We start from the raw sequence: 26,768 nt of genomic DNA on the forward strand, positions 1-26,768 counted from the left end.
CAACCCGGTGGATAACTACATTGGTGCAACTACTACCCCTTGGGGTACGAGACAGATCGAGCAACTAGATGTAGTATTGAAGGCGGGGCACAAGTTGCCGCACAAGCCAACAAATTAGAGATAAAGGGGAACTGCGAAGATGACGATTACCGTTTACACCAAGCCGTCCTGCGTCCAGTGCACCGCGACCTACCGCGCGCTTGATAGCAAGGGCCTCGAATACGAGGTTCTCGACGTTTCTGCCGACGAAAACGCCCTCGAAGCCGTCAAGGCTCTGGGCTACCTGCAGGCCCCCGTGGTCATCGCAGATGACGAGCACTGGTCCGGCTTCCGCCCGGACAAGATCGAGGAACTGGCCGCTCGCCTCGCCTAGGTTGGTGCGAGGCGGTTTCGGACATCCGAACCGCGCTTGACCAACACCGCGACGCCATCGCGTCGCCACCACGCAACCATCGTTCGGATCGTTTAGGACTTCCGTTTGTGAGGTGTGTGGTGCCCTCCCCGGGTGCTTCGTTGAGGGAACGAATTCACCCGTGTGTTTGACCGCGACCGACCTACCAGGGGGAGTCGCCGCCGGGCACAGCACCACCGGCACCGATTCATGGTGCTCTCACCTTGGAGGGATCCCGATGAGCACAAATCTCGTCTACTTCTCCAGTATCTCCGGCAATACCCACCGTTTCATTGAAAAGCTGGGCCTGCCGGCCGCGCGAATCCCGCTCTATGCGCGGGATCCGGCGCTCCAGGTCACCGAACCCTACGTTCTTGTTCTGCCCACATACGGAGGCGGAGTACACGGGGGTGCGGTACCGAAGCAGGTGATCCGATTCCTCAACGACGTGGAAAACCGATCCCTGATCCGTGGCGTGATCGCCGCGGGTAACACCAATTTTGGTGAGGCGTACTGCCTCGCCGGCGACATCATCGCGCAGAAATGCAAGGTTCCGATGATGTACAGATTCGAACTATTTGGCACTCCGGACGACGTACAGGTTGTCCACGATGGATTGGAAGAATTTTGGGACCGTCACTGACCGAGTCACCGGTAGCGCAGGGCATGGACTACCACTCGCTGAACGCGATGCTCAACCTGTACGACGCGGATGGCAACATCCAGTTCGACAAGGATCGCGAAGCAGCCCGTGAGTTCTTCCTGCAGCACGTGAACCAGAACACCGTGTTCTTCCACTCGCTCAAGGAGCGTCTGGACTACCTGGTGGAGAAGGAATACTACGACCCCGCGGTCATCGAGAAGTACTCCTTCGAGTTCATCACCGGCCTGAACGACCTCGCCTACTCGAAGAAGTTCCGCTTCTCGACCTTCCTGGGCGCGTTCAAGTACTACACCTCCTACACGCTGAAGACCTTCGATGGAAAGCGTTACCTGGAGCGTTTCGAGGACCGCGTCGTGATGACCGCACTGGGTCTGGCCGATGGCGATGAAGCCCTGGCGACCAACCTGGTGGAGGAGATCATTGCCGGTCGCTTCCAGCCCGCGACCCCCACCTTCCTGAACTCCGGTAAGGCACAGCGCGGCGAGCTCGTCTCCTGCTTCCTGCTGCGGATCGAAGACAACATGGAGTCGATCTCGCGCGGCATCAACTCCTCGCTGCAGCTCTCCAAGCGCGGCGGTGGCGTGGCCCTGTCCCTCTCGAACATCCGCGAGGCCGGCGCTCCGATCAAGCAGATCCAGAACCAGTCCTCGGGCATCATCCCCGTGATGAAGCTGCTGGAAGACTCCTTCTCCTACGCCAACCAGCTCGGTGCGCGTCAGGGTGCCGGTGCGGTCTACCTCAGCGCCCACCACCCGGACATCATGTCCTTCCTCGACACCAAGCGTGAAAACGCCGACGAGAAAATCCGCATCAAGACCCTGTCGCTGGGTGTTGTGGTTCCCGACATCACCTTCGAGCTGGCCAAGAAGGGTGAGGACATGTACCTGTTCTCCCCGTACGATGTCGAGCGCGTGTACGGCATCCCCTTCGGCGACATCTCGATCACCGAGAAGTACCACGAGATGGTGGATGACTCGCGGATCAAGAAGACCAAGATCAACGCGCGTGAGTTCTTCCAGACCATCGCCGAGATCCAGTTCGAGTCGGGCTACCCGTACATCGTGTTTGAAGACACGGTGAACCGCGAGAACCCCATCGCCGGCCGGATCAACATGTCGAACCTGTGCTCGGAGATCCTGCAGGTCAACACCCCGACCACCTACAACGACGACCTGTCGTATAAGGAAATCGGTAAGGACATCTCCTGCAACCTCGGCTCGCTGAACATCGCCCTGGCGATGGACTCGCCGAACTTCGGCCTGACCATCGAGACCGCCATTCGCGGTTTGACCTCGGTGTCCGACCAGAGCCACATCGCCTCGGTGCGTTCGATCGAGGACGGTAACGACAAGTCCCACGCGATCGGCCTCGGCCAGATGAACCTGCACGGATACCTCGCTCGTGAGCGCGTGTTCTACGGCAGCGAAGAGGGCATCGACTTCACCAACATCTACTTCTACACGGTGCTGTTCCACGCGCTGCGTGCCTCCAACAAGATCGCCATCGAGCGTGGCGTGACCTTCGAGGGCTTCGAGAACTCCACCTACGCGTCGGGTGCGTTCTTCGAGAAGTACCTGACCCAGGAGTGGCTGCCCGAGACCGAGCGGGTGCGCGAGCTGTTCGCGAACTCCTCGGTGGAGATCCCCAGCCAGGCCGACTGGGCCGAGCTCAAGGACTCCGTCATGAAGCACGGTATCTACAACCAGAACCTGCAGGCCGTACCGCCGACCGGTTCGATCTCCTACATCAACAACTCGACCTCGTCGATCCACCCGATCGCCTCGAAGATCGAGATCCGCAAGGAAGGCAAGCTCGGCCGCGTGTACTACCCCGCGCCGTTCATGACCAACGACAACCTGGACTACTACCAGGATGCGTATGAGATCGGTGCCGAGAAGATCATCGACACCTACGCCGCCGCTACCCAGCACGTGGACCAGGGCCTGTCGCTGACGCTGTTCTTCAAGGACACCGCCACCACCCGCGACATCAACAAGGCTCAGATCTACGCATGGCGCAAGGGCATCAAGACGATCTACTACATCCGTCTGCGCCAGCTCGCGCTCGAGGGGACTGAGGTTGACGGCTGCGTCAGTTGCATGCTGTAACGCGTATGCATGCTGTAACGCGTATGCATGCTGTAACAGCGCGCATGCTGTAGCGCTTCGTCTCTGAAGCCAGGCAGCCCCCGCTGCGCCGTGTGCACGTCCCCGGACGTGCACGCGGCACCCCCGTACCGATAGCATTTGATTTCTGATCGTAGGTAAAGGAAAAACGTGTCCGAGAAACTCAAGCTGGTGAACGCCGTCCAGGCGATCAACTGGAACCGCATCGAAGACGAGAAGGACGTCGAGGTGTGGAACCGCCTCGTCAACAACTTCTGGCTGCCCGAGAAGGTGCCGCTGTCGAACGACGTGCAGTCCTGGGCCACGCTGACCCCCGAGGAGAAGCTCCTCACCATGCGGGTCTTCACCGGTCTGACCCTGCTGGACACCATCCAGGGCACCGTGGGCGCCGTCTCGCTGATCCCGGATGCGCTGACCCCGCATGAGGAGGCCGTCTACACGAACATCGCGTTCATGGAGTCGGTGCACGCCAAGTCGTACTCCTCGATCTTCTCGACCCTGGCGTCGACCAAGGAGATCGATGAGGCCTTCCGCTGGTCCACCGAGAACCCGCACCTGCAGAAGAAGGCCCAGATCATTCTGGACTACTACCACGGTGACGACCCCCTGAAGCGCAAGGTCGCCTCGACCCTGCTGGAGTCCTTCCTGTTCTACTCGGGCTTCTACCTGCCGATGTACTGGTCGAGCCGTGCAAAGCTCACCAACACCGCAGACCTGATCCGCCTCATCATTCGTGACGAGGCCGTGCACGGGTACTACATCGGCTACAAGTTCCAGATCGGTTTCAACAAGGAGACCCCGGAGCGTCAGCAGGAGCTCAAGGACTACACGTTCAACCTGATGTACGAACTGTATGAGAACGAGGTTCACTACACGCAGGACCTCTACGACTCCGTCGGCCTGACCGAGGACGTCAAGAAGTTCCTGCACTACAACGCCAACAAGGCACTGATGAACCTCGGTTTCGAGGCCATGTTCCCGAAGACCGTCACCGACGTGAACCCGGCGATCCTGTCCTCGCTCTCGCCGAACGCCGACGAGAACCACGACTTCTTCAGTGGCTCGGGATCCTCCTACGTCATCGGCAAGGCCGTCGTGACCGAGGATGAGGACTGGGACTTCTAAGCATCTAGGCTTCGTCAACAACACGGAAAGCCCCGGAATCGCAGCAGTGCGATTCCGGGGCTTTCTGCGAGTCCCATTGCCACCCGGAGCTTCTCCGCGAATAAGGAAAGCTGAGCGGATGCCATGTGCATTTGGGCCGTCACGGACTCTTCGCCGGATCTGTATTCGCCCAGATGACCAGGGCTGATGCATTTGTACGGAGCTCCTCATCGGTTACCCGGCCGACACCGTTGAGAATGTGAGCGGGGAGGTAGACCATGGCGATACGCTTCGCCGTGACCTCGTATGGGGCAGTGAGTTCCCGCATAGAGTAACCGTATCTCCCGCTCGCTGAATAGTCAGACTCCGTAGACCAGGTGGACACGGCCAGGGCGAGCTCCTTCCCCGCGAGTGCTGTGGCTTCCGGGCCGTACGCCCATCCATGGACGAGGACCAGGTCCAGCCAACTATGCAGGATAGCCGGGGCGCTGTACCAGTGGAACGGGAATAGCAGGATGATGCGCGTGTGCGCCACGAGAAGTTCTTTTTCCCGTTCCACATCAAAACCGGGCTGCTGCAAAATCTCGGTAAGGACATGAACCGTGGCCCGTCCATCGTCGCGGAGGGCGGTGATCCAGGCAGAGCTGATCCTGGATCGGGCGAGATCCGGGTGGGCGACAACTACAAGGGTGGAGGGCATAGAGTCGCTATCCTTCGGTCGCAAATGACACGGGCATTGTGATCCGGGTGGTTATCAGCGATATGGCAGCGGACACACCTAACACCACCGCGAAGCAGAGAACGGCGCCGGGGAGACCGATGCCGTCCACAAGGTAACCGGTGGACACGGGGAGGATCGCCGCGGGAATGTACCCGGAGATGTTTAGCACGGAATTTGATTCCGCTCGACGCGCCGAGGGAATGCGGGTTGCGATCAGGGTGAGACCCCCGAGCTGTCCGGTACCCTGTGCACTTCCGGCGAGGATGGCCGCGATTAAAAACAGCGCGGACGAGTTGACAAGCGTCACAGACAGAGCCAAACACACCATTGCGGCAATCGCGCAGAGCGAGCTGAGCGCGAGATGAGACCGTGAGCTCATCCTCGACAAGGCAAACTGCACCCCGGTGGCGGTGAGGAACATGACACACGCGACCGCTCCGGATAGGAGGGGACTCGAGGAGCCGTCAATGTGGGCGAGTGTCGAGGGTCCCAGAGACAGCACAAACGAGGTCGCGGTAATGCCCGGGGCAAACGCGGCTACACCCCACATCAGTTCACGTCGACGATTGGCCGGTGGAGCCGGCCACGACCAGCGTCGATTGGCCGGTCCATCTCGAGGCGCCGGCGTGTGTCGAGCGGGGAGGAAAAACACGAGGATGAGGGCCGCCGTGGTGAGCACAAGAACCACGGTAAACACCCAGCGCTGGTAGTCGGTGGTGATCCGAGTGATTCCACCGGAGAGCAGCGGGCCGAGCGCGGATCCAAACACCATCGATGTGGATGCGATTAGCGAACCCGAGTGTTTTCGTGTGGCCGGGGCAAGATCTACGACCGCCGCCATTCCCGCGCTTACCGCGGCTCCCACCGCGACCCCGGCAAACAGCCGCGCGACCAGTAGCCAGACAATATTCGGCGCGTAGAGAAACAACACGCTCGCCAGAATGGCGGCGGCAATACCCGGAAGCAGGACCACACGGCGTCCAAAGCGGTCGGCGATCCGGCCACCCACGCTGAGAACTCCGATCAGCCCCACCATATAGGCGGCAAACACGACGGTCAGGGTACCTGAGGAAAACCCCCAGGCGTTTTGCCACAGCACGTAGAGCGGGGTGGGGGCGTTCGACAGGACAAAGACGGCAACCACCGTTGCACCCGCCGTCAGTGACCACCTCAGGGTGGAACTATCACTCTCTTGTTTGACCCGTGTTGCCATGATGGGTTTTCCTTCCGCAAGCGACATAGTACGTAAATTTTCGTACTTTCCTCACGGTAGCGACGATGAGCCAATTAGCCCACCTTTTTGACCGCCATGACCGGCACGGACGATTGGGCGTCGTCGTAGGGGTAATCGCGTGCTCAGAAAAGACCGTTGTGCCAACGCTAGTTGTGGGCGCTCATTCAGCCGGGGCGCACTACTGTGGGCACATGAGCAACCTCATCAGCGCGGCCGAGCTGGCCGCCCTTCTGGAATCCGAAACCCCCATTCGTGTGCTGGATGTGCGTTGGCGGCTGGACAAGCCCGATGGCCACGACGACTACCTGGCCGGACACATCCCCGGTGCCGTGTACGTCAACCTGGACACCGAGCTGGCCGATCCCGACGGGGATCCCGCGCTCGGACGGCACCCGCTGCCGACCCTGGACATCCTCAACACCGCCGTGACCCGCTGGGGGCTGAACCCCGGGGACACCGTGGTGGCGTACGACACGTTCGCCTCGCTGCCCGCGGCGCGTGCCTGGTGGGTACTAGCCGACGCCGGATTTGTTACCCTCCGGGTCCTGGACGGGGGCCTTGCCGCCTGGACCGCCGACGAGAGGGCGCTGGAAACCGGAGAGGTCACGCCCGAACCTGGGACCCTGGTGCTCACCAAGCTCGGCCAGAACGCCGTCCTGGATGCCGATGCGGCCGCATCCCTGGCAACCTCGGGCGTGCTGATCGACTCGCGGGCGGGGGAGCGCTTCCGCGGCGAGAGCGAACCGATGGACCCCCGCGCCGGACACATTCCCGGTGCCGTTAACGTCCCCTCGGGAACCTACCTGGACAACGGCCATTTCCTGGATCCCGAGCGTCTGCGCGCGGTCTTCGCCGGCGTCGGTGCCGTACCCGGAGCGCAGATCGGAACCACCTGTGGATCGGGCATCACCGCCGCCCACACGGCCCTGGCCCTGGCCGAGGCGGGACTGCCCGCGGCGATCTTCGCCGGATCTTGGAGCGCCTGGTCCCGCGATCCCCAGCGACCGGTGGCCACGGGAGCGTAGTTCCTTTCACCAAAACCCCGCCGCTACGTGAACCGTAGCGGCGGGTTTTTACCAAAAGGGAGACTAGCCTCGCTGAGCGCGACGGCGGATGGTCAGCCCGATCCCCGCGAGCAGCGCCAGTCCGGCCACCAGAGTCATCGGCAGAACTCCCCCTGCTCCGGTTGAGGCGAGGCCCGGCGGTGTCGACGGCGTGGGCGTCGGCGATCCCGGCGGCGTGGTGGGCGGCACCGTCGGGGTAGCCGGCGGGGTCGTGGGGGTCGGCGGGACCGACGGCGGATCGGAGGGGACCGGCGGCTGCGTGGGCAGGTTGACGATGTTGCCCAGCGCGATCTCCTGATGAGTTGCATCCACGTTCCAGGTCAGCACATCGGTCAGCCGCTCGAAGCCCTCCGGCGCGCGCGTCTCCTCGAGACGGTACTGCCCCCACGGCAGCCCGCTCACCGAGAGCTCGCCCACCGCGGGATTTTCATCACCAGCACCGTTATCGACGATGCGGGTGACGGTCCCATCGGGGGAGGTCAGGGCCCACTCGGAGCCGGCGAGACGCTGAGAATCGCGGTCCACCTTATTCCAGGTCACCGAACCGAGCTTGGCCGTGTTGGTGACCGTGCAGGCGACAAAATCTCCCACCGATACCCCCAGCGTCACGCTGGGACTGGTACCCGACGCCGTCAGCTGATCGGCGGGTACGGGCGTCCCATTTCGGGTGCAGGCCCACTGAGTGCGGTAGTGATCCAGCGTGGCATCGGCATCGCCCGAGATCTTTTCGGCAAAGGTGACGCGGGTGCCCTCAACCTGGGTCAGGATGGTTGATTCACCCGTGGTTACCCCGGCCTCGGTTCCGGCGGTGGTGGCGGTGCCGATGGTGGCACCGGTGGAGGTTTCGGTTGTAGAGACCGTGAACTGGTCGGCGGGGGCGTACCGACTCTCCACCACCTTGGTGGCCTGAACCTTGGAGAACATCACCCCGAATGCCATGCCCTGCCGGGTGGTGGCCACATTGCCCACCGGATCGTTGTCATTGTGCAGTGCAATGCTCACCCGGGTGGGGCTTTGAGTCGAGGTGACGATATCTCCGGCGTTACGCACTCCCTGTCCCATACAGGTCACCTGAGTGGTGTCGAGGCCCGTGAGCTGCGCCCCACAGGCGGGCTGGTAGCCTGCGGGCGTGATATTCGCGATCTGGGTGATCGGAGAGGTCGAGGTGAATCGCAGACCCTCGTACTTATTACTAGATTCCGCATCGGCCATCACAAACGCATATCCTGCGGTCTGCGGAACCCCTTTGTGCGACACCGAGATGTTATCCAGAGTGACCTCGCCGAGCCACCCGCCATTGCGCCCGGGTACCTGGTAAAGCGCAGGCTTGCCCGGGGTGCCCACGTAGGCGCTGTTGCCGATCGGAGTGCCCGACCAGGTGGGGAATGCAACCGGAGCGAGGGGGCGCAGGCCGTCGGCTCCCGCGGCAAGCTTGGCGGTAAAGCTCATGGTGAGCCCACCGGGAAGATCCACCGACATGGCCTGTCCCTGCGGGGACTGCGCCTGGGTCGAGTCGAACTGTGCCATATCAATCCAGCAGATCGTCTCGGCCAGGGGACCGCCCGTGCCGTAACCGCAACCCTGCGGCTGTGGTTCGGCTGCCTGAACGGATGCGGGGGCGGCAAGGCCAATCGACAGCGCCGCAAGCGCCGCCACGATGCCGCCGCTCAGCAGCCTGCGTGCCGACAGCCGTTTTCGAGAAGAGCGATTCACAAGGGTCATGTACTGAGTGTCCAGTCTGTAGATGAGGGGCCCCATCGATAACGACGTTGTGCCCCGCGACGCATGCAGGGGGCATGCTTGGGGCACAACGCCGGAACCGGAATTTGGGGCCGGTTCACACAACAGGATCCATCCGTCCCGGTTTTATGACGGGGAAACCGGAAATTATTACTGTCCGAATGTTTTGAGCTTGGCGATGAACTCGTCCCGCTTGTCGGAACCGAGCAGTTCGTAGCCGCGGGCCGAGATTTGGATGCCCTCAAGCGGCGTACCGTCGCGGGCCGACTGCCCCTCCCGCTCGGTGCGGAAGGTTCCGGTCGGGTCTTTGGAGAGATCGAAAATGCGCACGTCGACGTAGAAATTAATCTGGCGATCCACCGAAACCATCGCCCACGTGTGCTGCTGATCGGGATTCGCGCTGCCGTAGAAACGCTCCAGGTTGCCGGGATCGGGCTGAAAGCTGGGGTCACTCGTCACGACGGTCCGGGAGACGCCGTTCTGCATCATCACCCGGGTCACCACGTCCCGGAGTCGGCGCTTGTCGGCCACCGACTGCATCGGGCGATCACTCGTCCAGACCGGTCCGCTGAAGTCCACCAGCATCGACTCGCCCCCGTACCCGTTGCGGTTATTGCGCAGGGTGTTTTTGCCGTGCATCGTCCAGGTGATGCCGAACTCGGTGCTGAGGGCCGCCCGTAATTTGGCGTTGAGATCGTCGGTGCGCGCGATGTCCTCCTCGAGCGAGGGCTTCTCCAGGATCTCCGCGGGATCGACCCCGCGGATCCCCGGATAGGCGTTCCATTTACGCTGCTCGGCGGTCTTATAGTCGTCGTAGTTTCCGCTCTGGGCACTCTCCAGCGCGGACACCGAGCCGACCGTGGCCACGTTCACCACCAGCGTCACGACCAGCGCGATGGTCCCCAGTCGGCGACCGCGCGGACCCACCAGAATCACGACGGCCGCGATCAGCATCAGGACCTGCACGGTGATCGCGCCCACCGTGAAGTAGTAGCTGCCGGCGCCGGGCAGCAGCAACCGGAACAGCAGCCACAGCGCGTGCGCGATGACGATGGCCCCAAAAATTTTTGCCGTCCGCGACGAGGGCGGCCGCGGCACCGGAATCGCCGGTGCCGCAGGTGCGGGCAGCGGGGGTGCCGCCGGGTGCATCAGCCGAGATACCCGGCTATTGCCCCGGTAACCGCCGGGCGGCGGGGGCGGCGGCGCGCCCTCGCTACCACCCAGGTAGGGATCGTTGCCGGCTACCATGGTCGCTCCGTATCCGGGTTGCCACCCTGGTCGGTGCCGCCGTTGCCGCGCTCCTGATCGCCCTGCTCGAGCTGCTTCTTGAGCTTCTCCAGCTGATCATCCGAAGGGCCGGGCGGGGGTGGCGGCGTCTCCTCCGGGGGCGGCGGCGGGGAATCCGAGCCGTCACCCTGCTCGGGCGGCGGGGGCGGCAGAATCTTGCCGCGAATCGACTCCTCGGTGGTGGTGAGGCTCGAATCCATGCTGCGCGAGGGGTCGGAGGACGCCCGATCCGCCTCGGGGGTGCGGCAATTCGGCGAGGTCTCCACGATGGTTTTCAGCGCCTCCTGATAGAACTTCTGCCCGCCGGCCACGTCCTTGTCCTGGGTGGCTCGATCCCCCTGACGCTCAATCACCATCGCCAGGTTGATCCGCACCGTGCAGATCGCCAGGCCCGGGGTGCGCGGCAGCGCCGCCTCCAGCTGCTCCCGAGACTCCTTGAGGAGTCCGTCCTCGGCCAGTCCCACACTCAGGTCGAAGGGGGCCTTGAACGGTTCGAAGATGTTCACGGGTGCGAGTCCACGCGCGGCCGCCGCGCTCTCCGAGTAGCGCTCGGCGTGCACGTTGAGCAGGGCCAGGTGCGCAAACGCGTAGATGCTGAGGATCTTGATCACCAGCAGCAATCCCGCCAGCACAAACGGGATCGCCCCGACCGTGGTCCACAGCCGCACGCGGGCCCGCCGCAGGTTGCGCTCGGCTACCGTGCGCGTCGTTGTGGACATCAGCGTTCCTTCCCCGCCGTGAGAGCACCGCGGCGCAGGCGGATCAGCTGAGCCAGGGCGTTCGCCATCTCGACACTCAGCAGGGCGACGAGCAGGCCCGCCGCATACGGATACAGTTCGATTGCCGTGCCCACGTGTCCTCCCGTGCTCGCGGTGCCCGAGGTGGTGGCCGGAGGCTCGGGGAGGTCCAGCGGCTTGCCGGGCTCACGCAGTTCGTATTTCACTCCGAGCTGCTGGGCGATGGTGCGCAGGTTGTCCTGATCGATGACCGCGAGCGCGGGCTGCCCCTGATACTCGATGTAGGGGGCCTCGCCACCGTCCACGGTGCCCGTGGTCTGGCGCATCTTGCCACCCTGCTGCGTCCCGTATCCGAGAACCCTGCCGCCATCGGTGAGCTTGGCGGAGTCGGCGAAAGACTCGGGGGTGGAATCCACCGTCTGCTCGCCGTCGCCAAAGTAGAACACCAGGCGACCGCGCGCCTCGGTGGAGTTACGGATCAGTTCCAGCGCGTCCTTCAGCAGCGTGGCGGCCACCCCGATGCTGCTTCCGCGCGAGTTCTGGGTTACCTCGGGGGTGAGCCCCTCTACCGCCGAACTGAGTGCGGTGGTGTCGGCGGTGATGGGTACCCGCATCTCGGCCTCACGGTCGAAGGTGATCAGGCCGAAGCGGGCGCCGGGATAGCGGTCCATGATCGCTCGGATGTCCTTCTTGACCGCGTCCAGCCGGGGTTGATGATCGCTCCCCCAATCCTCGGCGATCGAGCTCGCGGTGGTATCCACCACGAGCAGCACATCGGTGTTGGCGCTCAGGGTTTCGGCGCTGCCACCGGGCAGTCCCGGTCGTAGCAGGATCGTGGCCAGCAGGATCGCCATGCCGATGCGCCCCACCCAGCGCCAGCGTTCGGCCGGGGCGGCGGATCGACCCAGCCCGATACTCGCGATCACGACGAGCGGAATCAGGAACACCAGTAGCAGGGCCGGGTGGAGAACCGGTTGAAAAATCACAGTCGGAACCTCCACACCAGCACCACAAAACCGCCGCCGGCGAGCAGCAGCGCCACGGACCACGGGGCCGGATCATCGGCGCGGATCACCCGTGGTTCCCCGCGCAGCGCCCGCGCCTGGGAAGACTGCACCTGGGCGATGATATCGCTCACCGCGGTGGTTGCGCGCAGCGGGTAGTAGGCCCCGCCGGTGCTCTCGGTCGCCGCCCGGAGCGTTTCGGTGTTGCCCGCATCGTTCCCGTCCACCGGGTTGAGGGTGAACACCCGAATCTGCTTCTGGGTGGCGTAGCCGGCGGCCTCCTGCAGGCTCACGATCGAGGCACCGTACTCCTCGTTATCGGTCGCGAAGATCAGCGAGCGGGAACGGTCGGTCTCGATGTGGTCAAAGCGCAACGCGCAGGCGGCCAGCCCGTCGCCGATCAGCGAGGCGCCGGTGCCGTTGAGCGTTCCCTTCCAGTAGTCGGGGGAGAAATTGGTGTCATCGGTGAGGGATTTTTTCATCGCGGTGAGCTGCTCGCGCACGAGCTGATAGTCATCGGTGAGCGGGAACACCTGTGCGGCCGAGCTGTTGAAGATCGTCAGCCCGATCCGTTCCCCATCAAACCCCTTGCTGAGTTCCAGGAACGTCTCGATGACCTCGGCGTCCACGTCGGTCATCGACCCCGAGACGTCCAGGCACAGCATGATGTCCCGGTTGTGGGACAGCGGACGGGTGACCGATTCGGTGGTGGGGCGGGCCACCAGGATCCCGCCAAAAACGATCGCCACAAACCCCAGCACCAGGATTCCGGCGAGCAGCCGGGTGCGGGTACGTACCACCGAGGTGAACCGGGGGAGAGAGCGCAGCCGGTCGGTCCGCGAGACGGCGATCGGATCGGCACCGGTCCGGACGGCGGGGTCATGCCTGCCCAGCAGAATCCCGACGGTAATCGAGGCCCCGAGAATCACCAGCGTGATCAGTAGCAGCCAGGGGGATGCTAGGTCCATGTGTTCACCACCTGACGGGCGATAGCAAGCCCGGCGAGGGGATCCACCATGGTATCCGGATCAAACTGGCTGGGGTAGTAGTAGCGCCCGAGCGCATCCAGCAGTACCGGCGAGACCCCGCGGCGCGAGAGCTCGGTGAAGGTCAGTACCGGTGCCTCCAGCCCGCTGTACTCGTTGACGTAGGAGCGCACCAGGCCGCTCAGCCGGGCGTGCACATCGTGGGGGCGCAGGGTGCCCGCGCGATACTCGGATTCGATCTGATCCAGGCGGCCCAGATATTCGGCGCGCAGGGCCCCGTAGGCCTGGGCGGTCAGGACGGCGGGATCGGTGGCCGGGACCGATGGCCGCCGGGGTGCCTCGACCAGCGGCCGGGTCAGCCGGGCGACAATGAGGACCGCCACCACCACGACCACCACGACCGCGAGCGCCAGGAAAAACCAGCCGGGCAGGTACTGATACGGCGGGTACAGGTTGTTATCGACGGGCACGATGCTTCCGTCGCAGCATGTCGAGAAGCGTGGGAACAACCTCGGCTTCGGTGCGGATCTCCTGATTGGTGATCGACAGGGCGTTCAGCAGGGCGATGCGTCGCTCCCGCTCGGCGGCATCCGCGCGGGCCAGTTCCTCGATCAGGGCGGTGTCGGACCGGGCAAAGGTTGGGACCGCCCAGCCGGTCTGGACATCCACGGGGGTGTCTCGGGCGGTCTCCAGCAGCGGAGCCTCACACACGGTGATCCAGACCAGGTCGTGCTGCACCCGGAGCCGGCGCAGCTGTCGCTCCTCGGCGTCGCCGATCGGAGTCTCATCGGTGATGATCGTGAGGATCCGACGACCGCGCTCCTCCCGAACGATCGAGTCCAGCAGGCGTTCGCGGGTGAACTCGGCCCCGGCGACCCGGTCCCGGGCCCCGCGCAGGGCGAGTTCCAGCCGTCCCTCCGAGGTGGCACCGCGCTGGCGGTGCAGCCCGGTTTCGGTTGCAAAGCGGGTTCCCACCTCGTCACCGTGACGCAGCGAAAGGTAGCCGAGGACCCCGGCGATCAGCAGCGCCAGATCGCGTTTGCGGGTTCCATCGGTCGCGCGGGCGTCCATCGTGACCCCGGTGTCCAGCGTCAGACTCACCACCTGACGCCGGGTCGCGATATAGCGCTTGATCAGGACCTGGTTACTGCGGGCGCTGGCACGCCAGTCGATATCGCGGACCTCGTCGCCGGGCTGATACACCCGAAGGTCGTCAAAATCCAGGCTGCGTCCGCGCAGCACCGCGGCGTGCGCACCCTCGAGCGGGTGGGCGCTGCGGCGGGGGGAGGTCAGAAACAGTCTGGCCTTGACCTTGCGAAGAAGTGTGCTCACAGAGGCCCTACGGGGTGGGAACGGCGGCGAAGATCTGATCGATCAGGTCCTCGCTGCGGATTCCATCAGCCTCGGCCTCGAAGGTCAGCAGCACGCGGTGGCGCAGGACCAGGTGGCGCAGGGTGACTACGTCATCGGGGATTACATAGCTGCGGCCGGAGAGCAGCGCGAGTGCGCGAGCCGCCTGCAGGAACGCGATGCTCGCGCGCGGGCTGGCGCCGTAGCGCAGGGCGCGGGCGGATTCGGGGGCGAGGTAGTCACCCGGTCGCCTGGTCACGTAGATCAGCGAGACGATGTAGCTGCGGATCGCGGGGTCCACGTGAACTCGGCGGGCCAGATCCTGCAGGAACACCACGTCCTCCAGATCCACGGCCCCGGCGCCGTGAGCCTGCGGGTCGAGCACCCCGGAGTCGATCCGGCTGAGGATTTCCAGCTCCTCGGCGGGGCTCGGATACTGGACAATCTCCTTGATCAGGAATCGGTCCATCTGGGCCTCGGGCAGCTCATAGGTGCCCTCCTGCTCGATCGGGTTCTGGGTCGCGATGACCAGGAACGGGCTCGGCAGCGCGTGCACCTCGCCGCCGATCGTGGTCTGGCGCTCCTGCATTGCCTCGAGCATCGCGCTCTGGGTTTTGGCGCTGGAGCGGTTGATCTCGTCCAACAGCACAAAGTTGGCGTGCACCGGGCCGAGTACGGTGCGGAAGTTTCCGGTTTTGACGTCGAAGACCTGGTTGCCGGTGATGTCGCTGGGCAGCAGGTCGGGGGTGCACTGGATGCGGCGGAACCGTGCCCGGATGGTGTCGGCGAGGGTGCTCGCGGCGGTGGTTTTGGCGAGGCCCGGGACGCTCTCCAGCAGCACGTGACCGCCGGCGAGCAGCCCCACCAGCAGGCTCACGCGCAGGCGTTCCTGACCCACCATGCGTGCACCATAGGCGGAGGAGATGACCCCGATGATCTGCCGGGCGCGGGCCATCTCGGCCTCGGTGGGGAGGGTGTGGGCCGGTGTGGGCGCGGCGGGTGTAGATGCGGTCATAGCTGGTGGCATTCCCCTTCGCAGGTGGGCGGCTCGGCACCCGGATGATTTCGAGGAGTCCGGAATTCCCCTCCCGGATGCCCACTCGGCCACGATACCCGGGGCGGCTGGGAGATGTCGAGCCGAAGGCGCGTATAGGAGCGTGATTGACGGAAAGAGCACGGAAAATTCCTAATTGCGAGTATGTACTCGATTTTGGTATGGTGATTCGACGCCGCACCAAACGTTTGTTATTTGCGAGCGACGTGCCAGAGATCCACACCCACCCGACCCGTGTCGAGGGTGCCACACGAGCCCCGTCTGCGCATACCGCTCGATGCACTTACCCAGGAGGAAGCATGAGCTCCCCTCATCCGCACTACCCACCCGCTCGCGTGCCCCGGATATTGGTGAGCCTGATCACGGTTTTCGCGATGCTCGCCGCCGTGTTCGCCTTCACCGTGCCCGCTCGGGCAGCAACGGCCAACTATTCGGTTGATGTTGTGGGCCCCAACAATGCATCCGTGCGTGCCTATGAGGCGTTTTCCTACGGGGTTACGCTGAGTATTCCCAGCGCCCGGGCCCTCGAACCAATCGAGGGGGTTGAGCTCACCGCAACCCTGGATCCCACCCTCACCTTCGACGCGGTTCCCACCGACGGTGCCTCGCCGGTTGCCTCCACCCGGATCAGTGGAAACACCGTCACATTTGTCCTCAAACCGGTCACTCAAAACCTTTCCGAGTTTCGATTCACCGTGGCACAGACACACAACCTGGATCGCCTCAGCGCCAGTTCGATCTTCACAACCCGCATCGTGGGAAACAGCCCCGACGGCCTAACCGCACCGGATGCGCAGAAGATTGAGACCGCCGTGACCGGTACCCAGAAGTTTGTCCCCACTAAGACGGCGTCCACGGTGCGTGGATCGGACAATCGAACCGTCACCTACAACTTCAAAGTTAATGACACAACCGGCAATGACCGAACCAACTTTTTTGCCTACGGGGTGACATTCACCGACGTGTTGCCGGCGGGTACCACCGTGGTTGACTACTCGCGCAACGGTGAGCTCGGCGGGGAGTGGAAGTTTGCTACCAATCCGGACGGATCCACCACCGCGACCTATCGCGCGGATGCCGTGCAGAATCCTCAGGTCAACTCAAACGCGGCGCGGGTGTGGCTCGCGGTGAACTACCCCAGCGAGCACTTCGTCACCGGAACCCGACCGCCGGTGAACACCGTGTCGCTGGACCTCGCCGATGCGGCAGGTAACCGGATGCCCACGGCAACGGCCACCGCACAGGGGGAGGTGCTCCGGGATCCGCAGCCCAAGTCCACCACGTCCTGGGCCGGTGCGGGCACGATGACCAACGGTGCCGTCAACCAGAGCGTGTCATTCGTGGGGAGCTTTGTGAACCCCTCGGGCGACGGCGATCAGCTGCACACCCTCACCATGGAATCCAGCAGTCGCACCTCGGCCCAGGATGCCGACGCCTGGAACCACCTGCAGTTCCTCAGCGGCGATATTGGTGTGTCGTCCAACCTGATCGGGTTGAAGCTGCCGATGCGTTTCTTCTACCAGACCGAGAAAAATGCCGACTGGACGCTGCTTGAATCCTCGTCGGCATGGGACACCTCCACCGTGGCAAACGTCGCCGTGTGGGCGAATGCCAACGGCAACCCCATCAGCGCCAACCCCATTCGGGTAGCCGCTGGGGACCGGGTCACCGGCTGGCGAATCCAGGTGCTTGGCACGGCGACGCACGATATTCCGCAGAATTCTCAGCTGAGCTTCAACAAGCTGGTCCGGCCCGCATTTGCCAACATCGTGGACGGTACCACCCCGGCGGCGGGGACCGAGGGAGGCCCCTACCAGGAGCGGGTCACCACGAGTGGCCTCACCTCATCCGGGCAGACCCTGTCCAGCCAGGCGACCTCCGCCGTCACCATTGTTGATGCGCTCCCGGTGTCCACCGATATTATTGCCCCGGCCACGCTGCCGGTGGGATCCACCGCGAGCTACCGCGCAAACATCGCCAACTGGGATTCGGGCGCTCGAAGCTTTGACGATTCCGTGCTGAACCTGGTACTTCCCGTCGGTGTATCCTACGATGCGGCCGTGGGGGTGACCCCGGTTGCCGAAACCGAGATCTTCACCGGGCGAAAGGTTCCCCGGCCCGGCGATGGCCTGACCATCTCGACATCGGCGGTCACCGATGCGGAAGGGGTGCATCAGGTTGTGCACTTCACCTTTGACACCCTGTCCTCCTTCAGCATCACCGGGCAGCCTACGCTGCCCTATGACAGATGGATGTGGCAGTACGACGTGCCCGTGAAGGTGCTACCTCAGGCGTATCAGTACGCGGGAACGCGAGCCCCAGCGAGCACCTGGGCCTACACCAATGACCCCACCTATCGAACGTTAGCCTCAACCTATGGGGTGACCACCGCGAGCGACCGGTTTGCGTTCCAATCGGAACTGCCGAAAATCGCGACGGCGACGGGAACCTCCAACGTCATTGCCGCCGGTGGCCTGATCCTAGCCAAGCAGGTGCGCACGACCACCGGAGAGTGGGGAACATCCGGAACCACGCGTGCGGGGAAATCCTCAACCTGGCAGATATCGGGGGTCAACGCTCTGTCCGGACCGGTCACCGATGCGATCCTCTTTGACCGGCTGCCGCAGGCGCAGGACGGGCGCGGATCAGACTTCTCGCTGACCCTTGACTCGGCGGTCGAGGGCCTGCCGAACGGTGCCAACGTTCAGTACTCACCCGACGCAACCACGGCGAGTAACGGTACATGGAGTGATGATTTCCACGGCGCAACCGCGTTCCGTGTGAACTTCGGCGACATCCCCGAGGCGACGCTGTTCACCCTGCAATACTCCACTCGGACCCCGACCGACGCATCGGTGAGCTGGGAGAAGAAATCCGTGAACGTGGCCACGGTTACCGGGAACTACCGCGGTTCGCAGCAGTCGTTTGACACCAATTCAGCCACCGTGGTTGCCGACCCGAGCCCGGCGCTGAGCGTGCGCAAGCTCACCAACGGTAAACACTTTGAGTCGGCACCGGGTGCCCAGGTATATACCGGGGACGGCGTTCATTTCACCTACACGGTGACCAATACCGGCGACGTCACGCTGGATAACCTCACCCTGCACGACGAGTGGAGCGCGGGTGATAAAAGCACCGGCACGCTCACTCCCACCTCGAAGCAGTCCGGTCCGCTAGCGCCGGGGGCCTCGCGTGAGTTTGAGGCGCATTCCACGGCGATTGACGGCCAGTACCACAACATCGTGACGGCGGTTGGTGTTGCCGTGGGCGGCGACGGGAAGCCGCTGCCCGCGGGTGCGCAGCCCTCCGCGGTGACCGATCAGTCCTGGTACACGGCAAAGGATGGGAATGAGTCTACGCCGAATCCCTCGGTGAGCCCGGATCCTTCGACTAGCCCGGACCCCTCGGTTGGTCCCTCACCCTCGGGTGCCCCGTCGGCAGGTCCGGGGCCTTCCACCGGCACCGGCGAGGGCGGGGGGCTCGCGCTCACCGGTGCCGGACCAGGTGGCATTCTGATCGCGCTCGGCGGTGTCGTAGCGCTCCTGCTGGGTGGTGCAATCGTTGCCGGTTTGCGCCGTCGGCGGGCCGTGAACTAGCCTCCGGCTGACAAGAACCGGCAGACAAGAAACGGCGGGGCCGAGGTGATTATCACTTCGGCCCCGCCGTTCGTGTGCGGGAGTTGAGGGGACGTGGTTAGAGTGGTTGCGCGTGGGCTGAGCCGGGTGGGTTACAGCTCGAGGTTGGAGTGCTCGCCCAGGTGGTGCCAGGTCCGGTTGTGATACACCAGCGGACGCGACTCGGTGGCGTCGGCCTCGACGCTGCCGGCCTCGGGGGCGTTGGCCTGGAGGGCGTGCACCACAACGACGGTGGAGGCACCGGCGCGCAGCGAGTTGACCACGCGGCCGCGGATCCAGGTCTGGGCGGAGGGGTAGAAGGGTTCGCCGGTGATCAGACGCGACCAGATCGAGGTGTCCTCGAAGCGGTCGATGCCGCTGGTGGCACCGAGCTTGGCGATGTCCAGCTGGTCGGCTCCGAGCAGGTGAACCACCAGGGTGTCGGCGGCGATGATGGTCTTGGCGCTGGAGGACAGGTCGGACACCGAGAAGACCAGCAGGGCCGGGTCGGCGCTGACGGAGAAGACCGAGGTCACGGTCATCGCGACCGGGCCGGTTCCATCATCGGCGGTGACCACGGCGACGCCCGCCGGGTGGTTGCGGAACGCGGCCTTGAACTCATCCGGTGCGAGGCCCGCATCAAACCCCAACGCCGGAGATTCCGCGGTGTCGGCGTCGTGTGACAGAACATTCGCTGCGGTGGTCATCTGCTCGGGTTCTCCTCTATCCATATCGGTATATACCGATGTGCGGCGGGTTTTATTCCCCGACGCTTGTGGCGATACAGGTTCCACGATGGCCCTCGATTCGTTCTGTCGCAAACCGCACGTAGTTATGCGACGAAATGTGAAGCTAAATGACAAAACCGCGGGGCGTCCGGAAGGGCCGCCCCGCGGACGGGGTTAGCGCTGGTCGAGCGCCTTGGTGATCCGCTGCAGTGAGACCGACTGGCTGGTGCCCAGGTGCTGGGCAAACAGGCTGATCCGGAACTCCTCGAGCATCCAGCGGGCCTGCACCAGGTGGTCTGGCGCGTGTTCGGGCAGCGGGATGGTGCCGCCGGCGTTGGTGAAGCGGGCCTGAGCTGTCTCGATCTCGTTCTGCCAGGCGCGGTCGCGGTTGGCATTGTCGGCCAGGCGCGAGGCGCGGTGGGTGATGCCCGAGAGGTAGCGCGGGATATCCCGCATCCGGGCCAGGCCGGTGCGCGAGACGAAGCCCGGGAACACGAGTCCCGCGCGCTGTGCCTTCATATCGGTGAGTGCAGGCAGCAGGGTCAGACTCGTCGCCTTCCCCAGCGCCTTATCGGCCTCGCGGGCAGCGGTGAGGATGCGGGCGGTCAGCGAAACGGTCTCGAACATGCCGTTCATGATGGCCTGGGACACCCGGTCCCGCACCTTCTCGAACTCGGCGCGCATGAAGATCGCGCCGCCCGGTGCCACGCGCTGCAGCACGTCGTCGATGCACGCGGTGAGGCAGTCATCAAACAGGGCCGGGGTGTTCTGGTACGGACTCGCGGCCAGCGCGAGCTTCTCCGGCGCGGTCAGATGGTTCTGCACATACGAGACCGGGGAAGCGGTCTGCAACTGCAACAGGCGGCGCACGCCGCCGGGCAGCTCGCGGAGCTGATCGGCCTCGGTGGCCATGATCCGCACCTCGACGCTGTCGCCGCGGTCCACGAGGGCCGGATATCCGCGCACCACGTGCCCGCCCTGATCGCTGTCGATGAAGCGCGGCAGCTCATCGAAGTCCCAGCTGGTGAGGCCGCGACGCTCGATCGGATCGGCCGTGCGCGCCTGGGCGACCTTCGCCACCTGGGTGCGGGTCTTGGTGGCCAGGCGGGACTGCAGGACCGTGAGGTCCTTATCGCTGCTCAGGGTGCGGCCGCGCTCGTCGATCGCCCGGAAGGTGATCTTCAGGTGGTCGGGCACCCGATCCAGCTCGAAGTCGGCGGCCTCGATCGGGATGTACACGGCGCGCTTGATCGCGATGGCCAGACGCGCGGTAAGCGTGTCCTCCTGGGTCGCGGTGGGCTGCGGAACCTCGGCGGGGAGATCGGCGAGCAGGCGCGCGGCCCAGTCGGCGGCGGGTACCACGTTGCGGCGGATGTGCTTGGGCAGCGACTTCAGCAGCGCGGTCACCAGCTCGGCACGCAGCCCCGGCACCTGCCAGTCGAAGCCGATCGGCGAGAGGCGGGGGAGCAGCGCGAGCGGCACCATCACGGTCACGCCGTCGTCCGCGGTGCCCGGCTCGAACCGGTAGCGCAGCTTCAGGGTCTGATCGCCCTGCGACCAGGTCGGCGGGAACAGGCCCTCGTCGATCTCGTCGGCATCCTCGGGCAGCAGATCCTCGGCGCGCATGGTGAGGAGCTTCGGCGTGGCGGCCGCAGCCTCGCGCCACCACTTTTCGAACCCGCGCAGATCGGCCACCTCGGCCGGAATGCGCGCGTTGTAGAAGTCGTAGACGGCCTCGTCATCAAAGAGGATGTCACGGCGCCGGGTACGCTCCTCGCGCTCGGCGAGCTCGCGGCGTAGCCCGGCGTTCTGCCGATCGAAGGCAAACAGCTTCTGGTTGAGACGCTTGAAATCGGCCTCGCGCTGCACCAGCGCGTGGCGGATAAAGAGGTCACGGGAGAGCTCCAGGTCGATGCGTGCGTACTGCACGCGGCGACGCGGGATGATCGGCACCCCGTACAGGGTCACCTTCTCATACGCCACGACGGACCCCTGGGCCTTCTCCCAGTGCGGCTCGGAATAGCTGCGCTTGCAGAGGTCCGGGGCGATGGCCTCGGCCCAGGCCGGGTCGATCTTCGCGACCGTGCGCGCAAAAAGCCGGCTGGTCTCGACCAGCTCGGCGGCCATCAGGGCATCGGGCTGCTTCTTGATCAGCGCGGATCCCGGGAAGATCACGAAGCGCGCCTGACGCGCCCCCACGTAGTCGCCCTTGCGGCGCGGGCCAGGGGTTGCCGCGGCCCCACGCTTCTTGGCGGCCTGCGCCTGCGCGGCGGCCGCCTCGTCCTTGATACCGATCTGCGAGAGCAGCCCGGAGAGGATCGAGCGGTGGATGCCGTCGGGATTGGTGGCCGGATCGCCCACGCTGAGGCCCAGCTGCGAGGCCATGCGGCGCAGCTGGCGGTAGACGTCCTGCCACTCGCGCACGCGCAGATAGTTGAGGAACTCCGCCTTACACATTCGGCGGAACGCGCTGGAGGAGAGCTCCTTCTGCTTTTCTTCGAGGTAGTTCCAGAGGCCCAGCAGGCTGAGGAAGTCGCTCGTGGGGTCGGCAAACCGGTTGTGGAAATCATCGGCCTGCTGCCGCTTTTCCACCGGACGTTCGCGCGGATCCTGGATGGTCAGCGCCGCCACGATCGCCATGACCTCGCGGGTCGTGCCGTGCTTCTTCGACTCCAGCACCATGCGGGCAAAGCGCGGGTCGATTGGAAGGCGGGCCAGATCTCGGCCGGTCCGGGTGAGCTTGGGCGTGGTGCCCGGGCGCTGGGTGATCGCGCCCAGCTCGGTCAGCAGGTCGAGGCCGTCCTTAATTCCGCGGGCCTCGGGGGCCTGGAGGAACGGGAACGCGGCGATATCGCCGAGACCCAGCGACACCATCTGCAGGATCACCGCGGCCAGGTTGGTGCGCAGCACCTCGGGCTCGGTGAACTCGGGACGCTTGTTAAAGTCCTCTTCCGAGTACAGCCGGATCGCGATACCCGGGCTGGTGCGTCCGGTACGGCCCGAACGCTGATTGGCCGAGGCCTGCGAGATCGCCTCGATGGGCAGACGCTGGATCTTCGCCCGCACGCTGTAGCGCGAGATGCGGGCGGTACCGGCGTCGATCACGTACTTGATGCCGGGCACCGTCAGGCTGGTCTCGGCCACGTTGGTCGCGAGGATGACCCGGCGGCGCACGCCGGCGGTATTGCCCGGACGGAAGACGCGGTGCTGCTCCTCGGCGCTCAGCCGGCCATAGAGCGGCAGGATCTCGGTCACCCCGGTGGCATCGGCGTAGCGGGCGCGCAGGGCGTCGGCGGCGTCGCGAATCTCCGCCTCACCAGACAGGAACACCAGCACATCGCCGAGGGATTCGCGGGCCAGCTCATCCAGACCGTCGATGATGCCCTCGATGTAGTTGCGGTCATCGCGCGAGGGGGTGTCGGTGTCCTCATCCTCCTCGGCGTTCTCGTCGGCCACCAGCGGGCGGAACCGGATCTCCACCGGGTAGGTGCGTCCCGATACCTCGATGATCGGGGCGTCGTTGAAGTGCTTGGAGAAGGATTCCGGGTCGATCGTGGCCGATGTGATGATGACCTTGAGATCCGGACGCTTGGGCAGCAGCTGCTTGAGATAGCCCAGCAGGAAGTCGATGTTGAGGCTGCGCTCATGCGCCTCATCGATGATGATGGTGTCGTAGCGCTTGAGCAGGCGGTCGTGGTGAATCTCGTTGAGGAGAATACCGTCGGTCATCAGCTTAATCTTGGTGCTGGCGCTCGCCTTATCGGTGAACCGCACCTGGTAGCCCACGGTCTCGCCGACCTCCTCACCCATCTCCTCGGCGATGCGCTCGGCGATGGTGCGCGCGGCGATTCGTCGCGGCTGGGTGTGCCCGATGCTCTCCCGCCCCAGCTCCAGCGCGATCTTGGGCAGCTGCGTGGTTTTACCGGACCCGGTGGCACCGGCAACGATCACAACCTGGTGGTCGCGGATCGCGTCGGCAATATCGGAGCGCTTCTGCGAGACGGGCAGCTCGGCCGGGAACGTAATAACGGGAGACATAACGTTCCATTCTACGTCTTTTCGGGTGCCTAATGGGGGTCCGCGATTTCTGGAGAGACATGCTGGGACTGCATGAAATACGCCGTCATCGCGTCACAATCACATCATTCTTGAAGAAATTTTCAAGTGTTTTCACTAAATTTTCATCCCGTTTTTCCCGGAATCTCGCGTAATTGGGAAAATGGGTCGCCGATACTCCCCGGGAGCGGTCATCGAAATCCCGCCCTCGCTTCGCTAAGGTGGCGCCATGTCTTCCGAAAAAGTTTCTGTCGTGACAGTCGATGACACCGACACCTCCCGCATGACCCTCTCGCAGGTTGCCGAGGAGGCGAATGTCTCGATCTCGACTGTGTCCAAGGTGCTGAACGGCCGGAGTGGGGTGGCCGAATCCACGCGTGCTCGAGTGGAACAGCTGCTCAATCAACACGATTACAATCGACGCAATTCTGCTCAGATCCCCTCGCTTATCGAGGTGGTTTTTGACCAAATCGACATGGCCTGGGCCGTCGAAATTCTTCGCGGAGTCAATCGAGTTGCCCGTGAACACGGCCTGAGTATGGTGGTGACCGAGTGTGGTGATCGGGAGTCGAGTCGTGAGAACTGGCTCGACGGTGTGATCGCACGTCAGCCGGCCGGAGTGGTTCTGGTAACGCGTGATTTGAGCGCCGATGAAACGCGGCAATTGAGCACCCGCAAGATCCCGTTTGTCCTGGTTGACGCCGTGGGTGATCCCTCGCCGGGGACCCCGGCGATCGGCTCCGCCAATTGGAACGGCGGCCTGATTGCTACCGAGCATTTGCTGGAGCTTGGGCACACTCGAATTGCCATGATTACTGGTCCGGAAGCGATGACCTGCTCGCGAGCGCGGCTCTCTGGCTATCGTTCAGCGCTTGATGCGGCGGGGGTTCGAGCGCGGGAAGAATACGTGGTTGCCGGTGAATTTCATCGCGAGGATGGGACCGCGGCCGCGCTTAAGCTTTTGGACTTGAATGAGCCACCGACCGCGATTTTTGCCGGCAGTGACCTCCAGGCTTTTGGTGTGTATGAGGCGGCTCGTTCCCGAGGGGTTCGCATCCCCGAGGACCTGTCGGTGATCGGATATGACGACCTGCAGATTGCCAAGTGGGCGGGCCCGCCGCTGACGACTGTGCGTCAGCCGTTGACGGACATGGCCGAGGCGGCCGCGCGCCTGGTACTGCGCCTGCGCTCGGGGGAGACGGTGGAAAACTATCGGGTGGACCTGGCCACCAACCTCGTGGTGAGGTCGAGTGCGGCGTCGCCGCGGAAATAAAAAGTTTCGTATTTTAGAAAGAAACTTGACATAGCATTTTCGTCGCCGGTAGATTGGCGTCACTTGCAGCGCACAAAGGACCGTGCGACTCTCGCAACCGTGACACCGAGACCGTGAGCGCCCTCACAAGGGGCCCCCACCGCATCTTCGGGGATTCTCTGGCCATCCATTTGGGCCGGGCGGGTGCGACCCTGCAGGTACTCACGCATGGGCACGAAGACGTGCCCGATCAAAGGAGACAGAATGCGCAGTACCCGTCGTACCCGCACTACCGCTCGTTCGGTTATCGCCGTAGTTTCGCTTGGCCTTCTGGCCGGGTCCCTAACCGCCTGCGGCTCGGCAGCGCGTGAGGACACCAGCACCGAGAAATCGGGAACCGTAACCTGGTGGGGTTGGACACCCGAGCTCAGCGTCGCCCCGCAATACATCGAAAAGTTCAACGAGGAATTCCCCGACATCACCGTCAAGTACCAGCAGATTCCCATCGATGGCTGGGAAGCGAAGTTGCGCCCGGCCCTGGCCTCAAATACCGGCCCCGACGTCTTTGGACTGGCACCGGGCGCGATGTTTGAGCAGTTTGGTCGGTTCGGAATCGATCTGACCTCACAGGCCGAAAAGGCGCTGGGGTCCGATTGGAAGTCGCGGCTGGCCCCGATCGGCGTGGCAGGACTCACCGATAAGAACGGCAAGCTGCGGGCGCTTTCGGCCGGATCCACGTTCGCCGGTCCGGTGTGGATCAATCAGGAACTCTTTACCAAATACGATCTGACGCCACCGCGCGATTTTGACGAGTGGGCCCGGGTGTGTGCGGCCTTTGCTCAGCACGATGTGCAGTGCTTCACACAGGGTGTCGCCCAAACCGCATTCAACCAGGACACCCTTCAGGCCATCGCCGACACGATCAACCCCGGTCTCTATACGAAGGCCACGCGTGGTGAGGCGCGCTGGAGCGACCCCGATCTGGTGGCCGCCCTGACCACGTGGAAGTCGATGTTTGACAACGGCATCATGCAGCCCGGCGCGCTGGGAGTTCAGCAGTACCCCGACGCCAATAACCAGTTCATGTCGCAAAAAGCGGCCATGGTGATGATGGGCACCTGGTACATGCAGTACACCCGTACCGAGGGCATGACACCGTCGATCCAAGCGGCCGGGGTTGCCGACCCGAAGCCCTTTGCCGCCGTTCCGATTCCGTTCCCCGCCGCCCGGACCGGCGGAACACCGGGAGCGCTATTTGGCGACTCCGACTATGGACTCGCGGTGAACGCCAAGTCCACCAACCGCTCCGCGGCAATCACTTTCGCCACGTGGATGGCGACCGCGAGCGCCGGCCAGCAGGTGGTGGCCAATGCGCTCAACGACATCGCCTCGCTCTCCGGCGTCGAACCCCAGTGGGACAAGATTGAGCTGGTCAATGCCGACGTTCAGCGTCCCGCACTTCAGGAGGTGATCGCCGCCTCGGCCTCGGTCACCGAGAACCGTCTCCTATCTAACGCCGCCCTGGCCACCGCGATCGGCGTGGCAACAACCACCGTGGCCGCCGGTGATGCGAGTCCCGCCCAGGCCGCCGCGACACTGCAGTCGGCCGCCGAGGCCGCCGGAGTCGCCTTCAAGTAGTCCGTCCGGCGGGTGAGT

The 26,768-nt window shown here is 64.2% G+C and carries 20 protein-coding genes; 8 read left to right on the forward strand and 12 right to left on the reverse strand.

Features of this window, described 5'->3' with window-relative positions; genetic code table 11:
• The first annotated feature begins 139 nt into the window (after nt 1-139).
• From nrdH to nrdF, 4 genes are all read left to right on the forward strand, one after another.
• Nucleotides 140-373, forward strand: a complete 234-nt coding sequence (gene nrdH, locus IE92_RS0109855) for a glutaredoxin-like protein NrdH (RefSeq protein WP_030148329.1) — start codon at nt 140-142, stop codon at nt 371-373.
• Nucleotides 374-629: 256 nt separating this feature from the next.
• Nucleotides 630-1,034, forward strand: a complete 405-nt coding sequence (gene nrdI / locus IE92_RS0109860; RefSeq protein ID WP_030148330.1) for a class Ib ribonucleoside-diphosphate reductase assembly flavoprotein NrdI — start codon at nt 630-632, stop codon at nt 1,032-1,034.
• A 23-nt stretch (nt 1,035-1,057) separates the two neighbouring features.
• The gene (gene nrdE / locus IE92_RS0109865; protein WP_051701623.1) at nt 1,058-3,163 is read left to right on the forward strand and encodes a class 1b ribonucleoside-diphosphate reductase subunit alpha; all 2,106 of its coding nucleotides are present in this window, start codon (nt 1,058-1,060) and stop codon (nt 3,161-3,163) included.
• A gap of 168 nt (nt 3,164-3,331) precedes the next feature.
• On the forward strand, nt 3,332-4,306 hold the full coding sequence (gene nrdF, locus IE92_RS0109870) for a class 1b ribonucleoside-diphosphate reductase subunit beta (protein WP_030148332.1): 975 nt from the start codon (nt 3,332-3,334) through the stop codon (nt 4,304-4,306).
• 139 nt (nt 4,307-4,445) lie between these two features.
• Here nrdF and IE92_RS0109875 read toward each other — a convergent pair whose 3' ends face one another.
• The gene (locus IE92_RS0109875) at nt 4,446-4,985 is read right to left on the reverse strand and encodes an NAD(P)H-dependent oxidoreductase (protein WP_030148333.1); all 540 of its coding nucleotides are present in this window, start codon (nt 4,983-4,985) and stop codon (nt 4,446-4,448) included.
• Nucleotides 4,986-4,992: 7 nt separating this feature from the next.
• Nucleotides 4,993-6,150: an MFS transporter gene (locus IE92_RS0109880; RefSeq protein WP_051701622.1), complete on the reverse strand. Its 1,158-nt coding sequence runs from the start codon at nt 6,148-6,150 to the stop codon at nt 4,993-4,995.
• Nucleotides 6,151-6,431: 281 nt separating this feature from the next.
• Between IE92_RS0109880 and IE92_RS0109885 the strand changes: the two genes are divergently transcribed.
• The gene (locus tag IE92_RS0109885; protein ID WP_030148335.1) at nt 6,432-7,265 is read left to right on the forward strand and encodes a sulfurtransferase; all 834 of its coding nucleotides are present in this window, start codon (nt 6,432-6,434) and stop codon (nt 7,263-7,265) included.
• Between the two features lie 63 nt (nt 7,266-7,328).
• Here the strand turns inward: IE92_RS0109885 and IE92_RS0109890 are convergent, their stop codons facing one another.
• The 8 genes from IE92_RS0109890 to IE92_RS0109925 form a co-directional block, all read right to left on the reverse strand.
• Nucleotides 7,329-9,026: a SpaA isopeptide-forming pilin-related protein gene (locus tag IE92_RS0109890; RefSeq protein ID WP_156027495.1), complete on the reverse strand. Its 1,698-nt coding sequence runs from the start codon at nt 9,024-9,026 to the stop codon at nt 7,329-7,331.
• A 168-nt stretch (nt 9,027-9,194) separates the two neighbouring features.
• Nucleotides 9,195-10,292: a hypothetical protein gene (locus IE92_RS0109895; protein WP_030148337.1), complete on the reverse strand. Its 1,098-nt coding sequence runs from the start codon at nt 10,290-10,292 to the stop codon at nt 9,195-9,197.
• Nucleotides 10,286-11,050 (reverse strand): hypothetical protein, encoded by a 765-nt coding sequence (locus tag IE92_RS0109900; protein ID WP_030148338.1) that lies wholly within the window; start codon nt 11,048-11,050, stop codon nt 10,286-10,288. Before IE92_RS0109900 ends, IE92_RS0109895 begins: the two co-directional genes overlap by 7 nt.
• On the reverse strand, nt 11,050-12,054 hold the full coding sequence (locus IE92_RS0109905; protein WP_030148339.1) for a vWA domain-containing protein: 1,005 nt from the start codon (nt 12,052-12,054) through the stop codon (nt 11,050-11,052). Before IE92_RS0109905 ends, IE92_RS0109900 begins: the two co-directional genes overlap by 1 nt.
• Complete coding sequence (locus IE92_RS0109910) at nt 12,051-13,040, reverse strand: vWA domain-containing protein (RefSeq protein ID WP_030148340.1); 990 nt, start codon at nt 13,038-13,040, stop codon at nt 12,051-12,053. The genes IE92_RS0109905 and IE92_RS0109910 overlap by 4 nt, the downstream gene beginning before the upstream one ends.
• Nucleotides 13,031-13,528 carry a hypothetical protein gene (locus IE92_RS0109915; RefSeq protein ID WP_030148341.1) on the reverse strand — a complete coding sequence of 166 codons (498 nt, stop codon included), beginning with the start codon at nt 13,526-13,528 and terminating at the stop codon, nt 13,031-13,033. The genes IE92_RS0109910 and IE92_RS0109915 overlap by 10 nt, the downstream gene beginning before the upstream one ends.
• Nucleotides 13,515-14,390 carry a DUF58 domain-containing protein gene (locus tag IE92_RS0109920; protein ID WP_030148342.1) on the reverse strand — a complete coding sequence of 292 codons (876 nt, stop codon included), beginning with the start codon at nt 14,388-14,390 and terminating at the stop codon, nt 13,515-13,517. The genes IE92_RS0109915 and IE92_RS0109920 overlap by 14 nt, the downstream gene beginning before the upstream one ends.
• A 7-nt stretch (nt 14,391-14,397) precedes the next feature.
• Nucleotides 14,398-15,423 carry an AAA family ATPase gene (locus tag IE92_RS0109925; RefSeq protein WP_043321562.1) on the reverse strand — a complete coding sequence of 342 codons (1,026 nt, stop codon included), beginning with the start codon at nt 15,421-15,423 and terminating at the stop codon, nt 14,398-14,400.
• A gap of 338 nt (nt 15,424-15,761) precedes the next feature.
• Between IE92_RS0109925 and IE92_RS0109930 the strand changes: the two genes are divergently transcribed.
• A complete protein-coding gene (locus IE92_RS0109930; RefSeq protein WP_162178502.1) occupies nt 15,762-19,058 on the forward strand; it encodes a DUF7507 domain-containing protein in 3,297 nt (1,098 codons plus the stop codon).
• Nucleotides 19,059-19,189: 131 nt separating this feature from the next.
• On the opposite strand, the gene IE92_RS0109935 is transcribed toward IE92_RS0109930, so the two are convergent.
• Nucleotides 19,190-19,783, reverse strand: a complete 594-nt coding sequence (locus IE92_RS0109935; protein ID WP_030148345.1) for a flavin reductase family protein — start codon at nt 19,781-19,783, stop codon at nt 19,190-19,192.
• Between the two features lie 195 nt (nt 19,784-19,978).
• Nucleotides 19,979-23,842, reverse strand: coding sequence for an ATP-dependent RNA helicase HrpA (hrpA, locus tag IE92_RS0109940; RefSeq protein WP_030148346.1), 3,864 nt, complete (start codon nt 23,840-23,842; stop codon nt 19,979-19,981).
• A gap of 247 nt (nt 23,843-24,089) precedes the next feature.
• Here hrpA and IE92_RS0109945 point away from each other — a divergent pair, with 247 nt between their 5' ends.
• Together IE92_RS0109945 and IE92_RS0109950 are read left to right on the forward strand one after the other, a co-directional pair.
• The gene (locus IE92_RS0109945) at nt 24,090-25,133 is read left to right on the forward strand and encodes a LacI family DNA-binding transcriptional regulator (protein WP_030148347.1); all 1,044 of its coding nucleotides are present in this window, start codon (nt 24,090-24,092) and stop codon (nt 25,131-25,133) included.
• Nucleotides 25,134-25,376: 243 nt separating this feature from the next.
• Nucleotides 25,377-26,750 (forward strand): ABC transporter substrate-binding protein, encoded by a 1,374-nt coding sequence (locus IE92_RS0109950; RefSeq protein WP_051701621.1) that lies wholly within the window; start codon nt 25,377-25,379, stop codon nt 26,748-26,750.
• The last annotated feature ends 18 nt before the right edge of the window (nt 26,751-26,768 follow it).

The organism is Mycetocola saprophilus (assembly GCF_000718085.1).
Taxonomy (GTDB): domain Bacteria; phylum Actinomycetota; class Actinomycetes; order Actinomycetales; family Microbacteriaceae; genus Mycetocola; species Mycetocola saprophilus.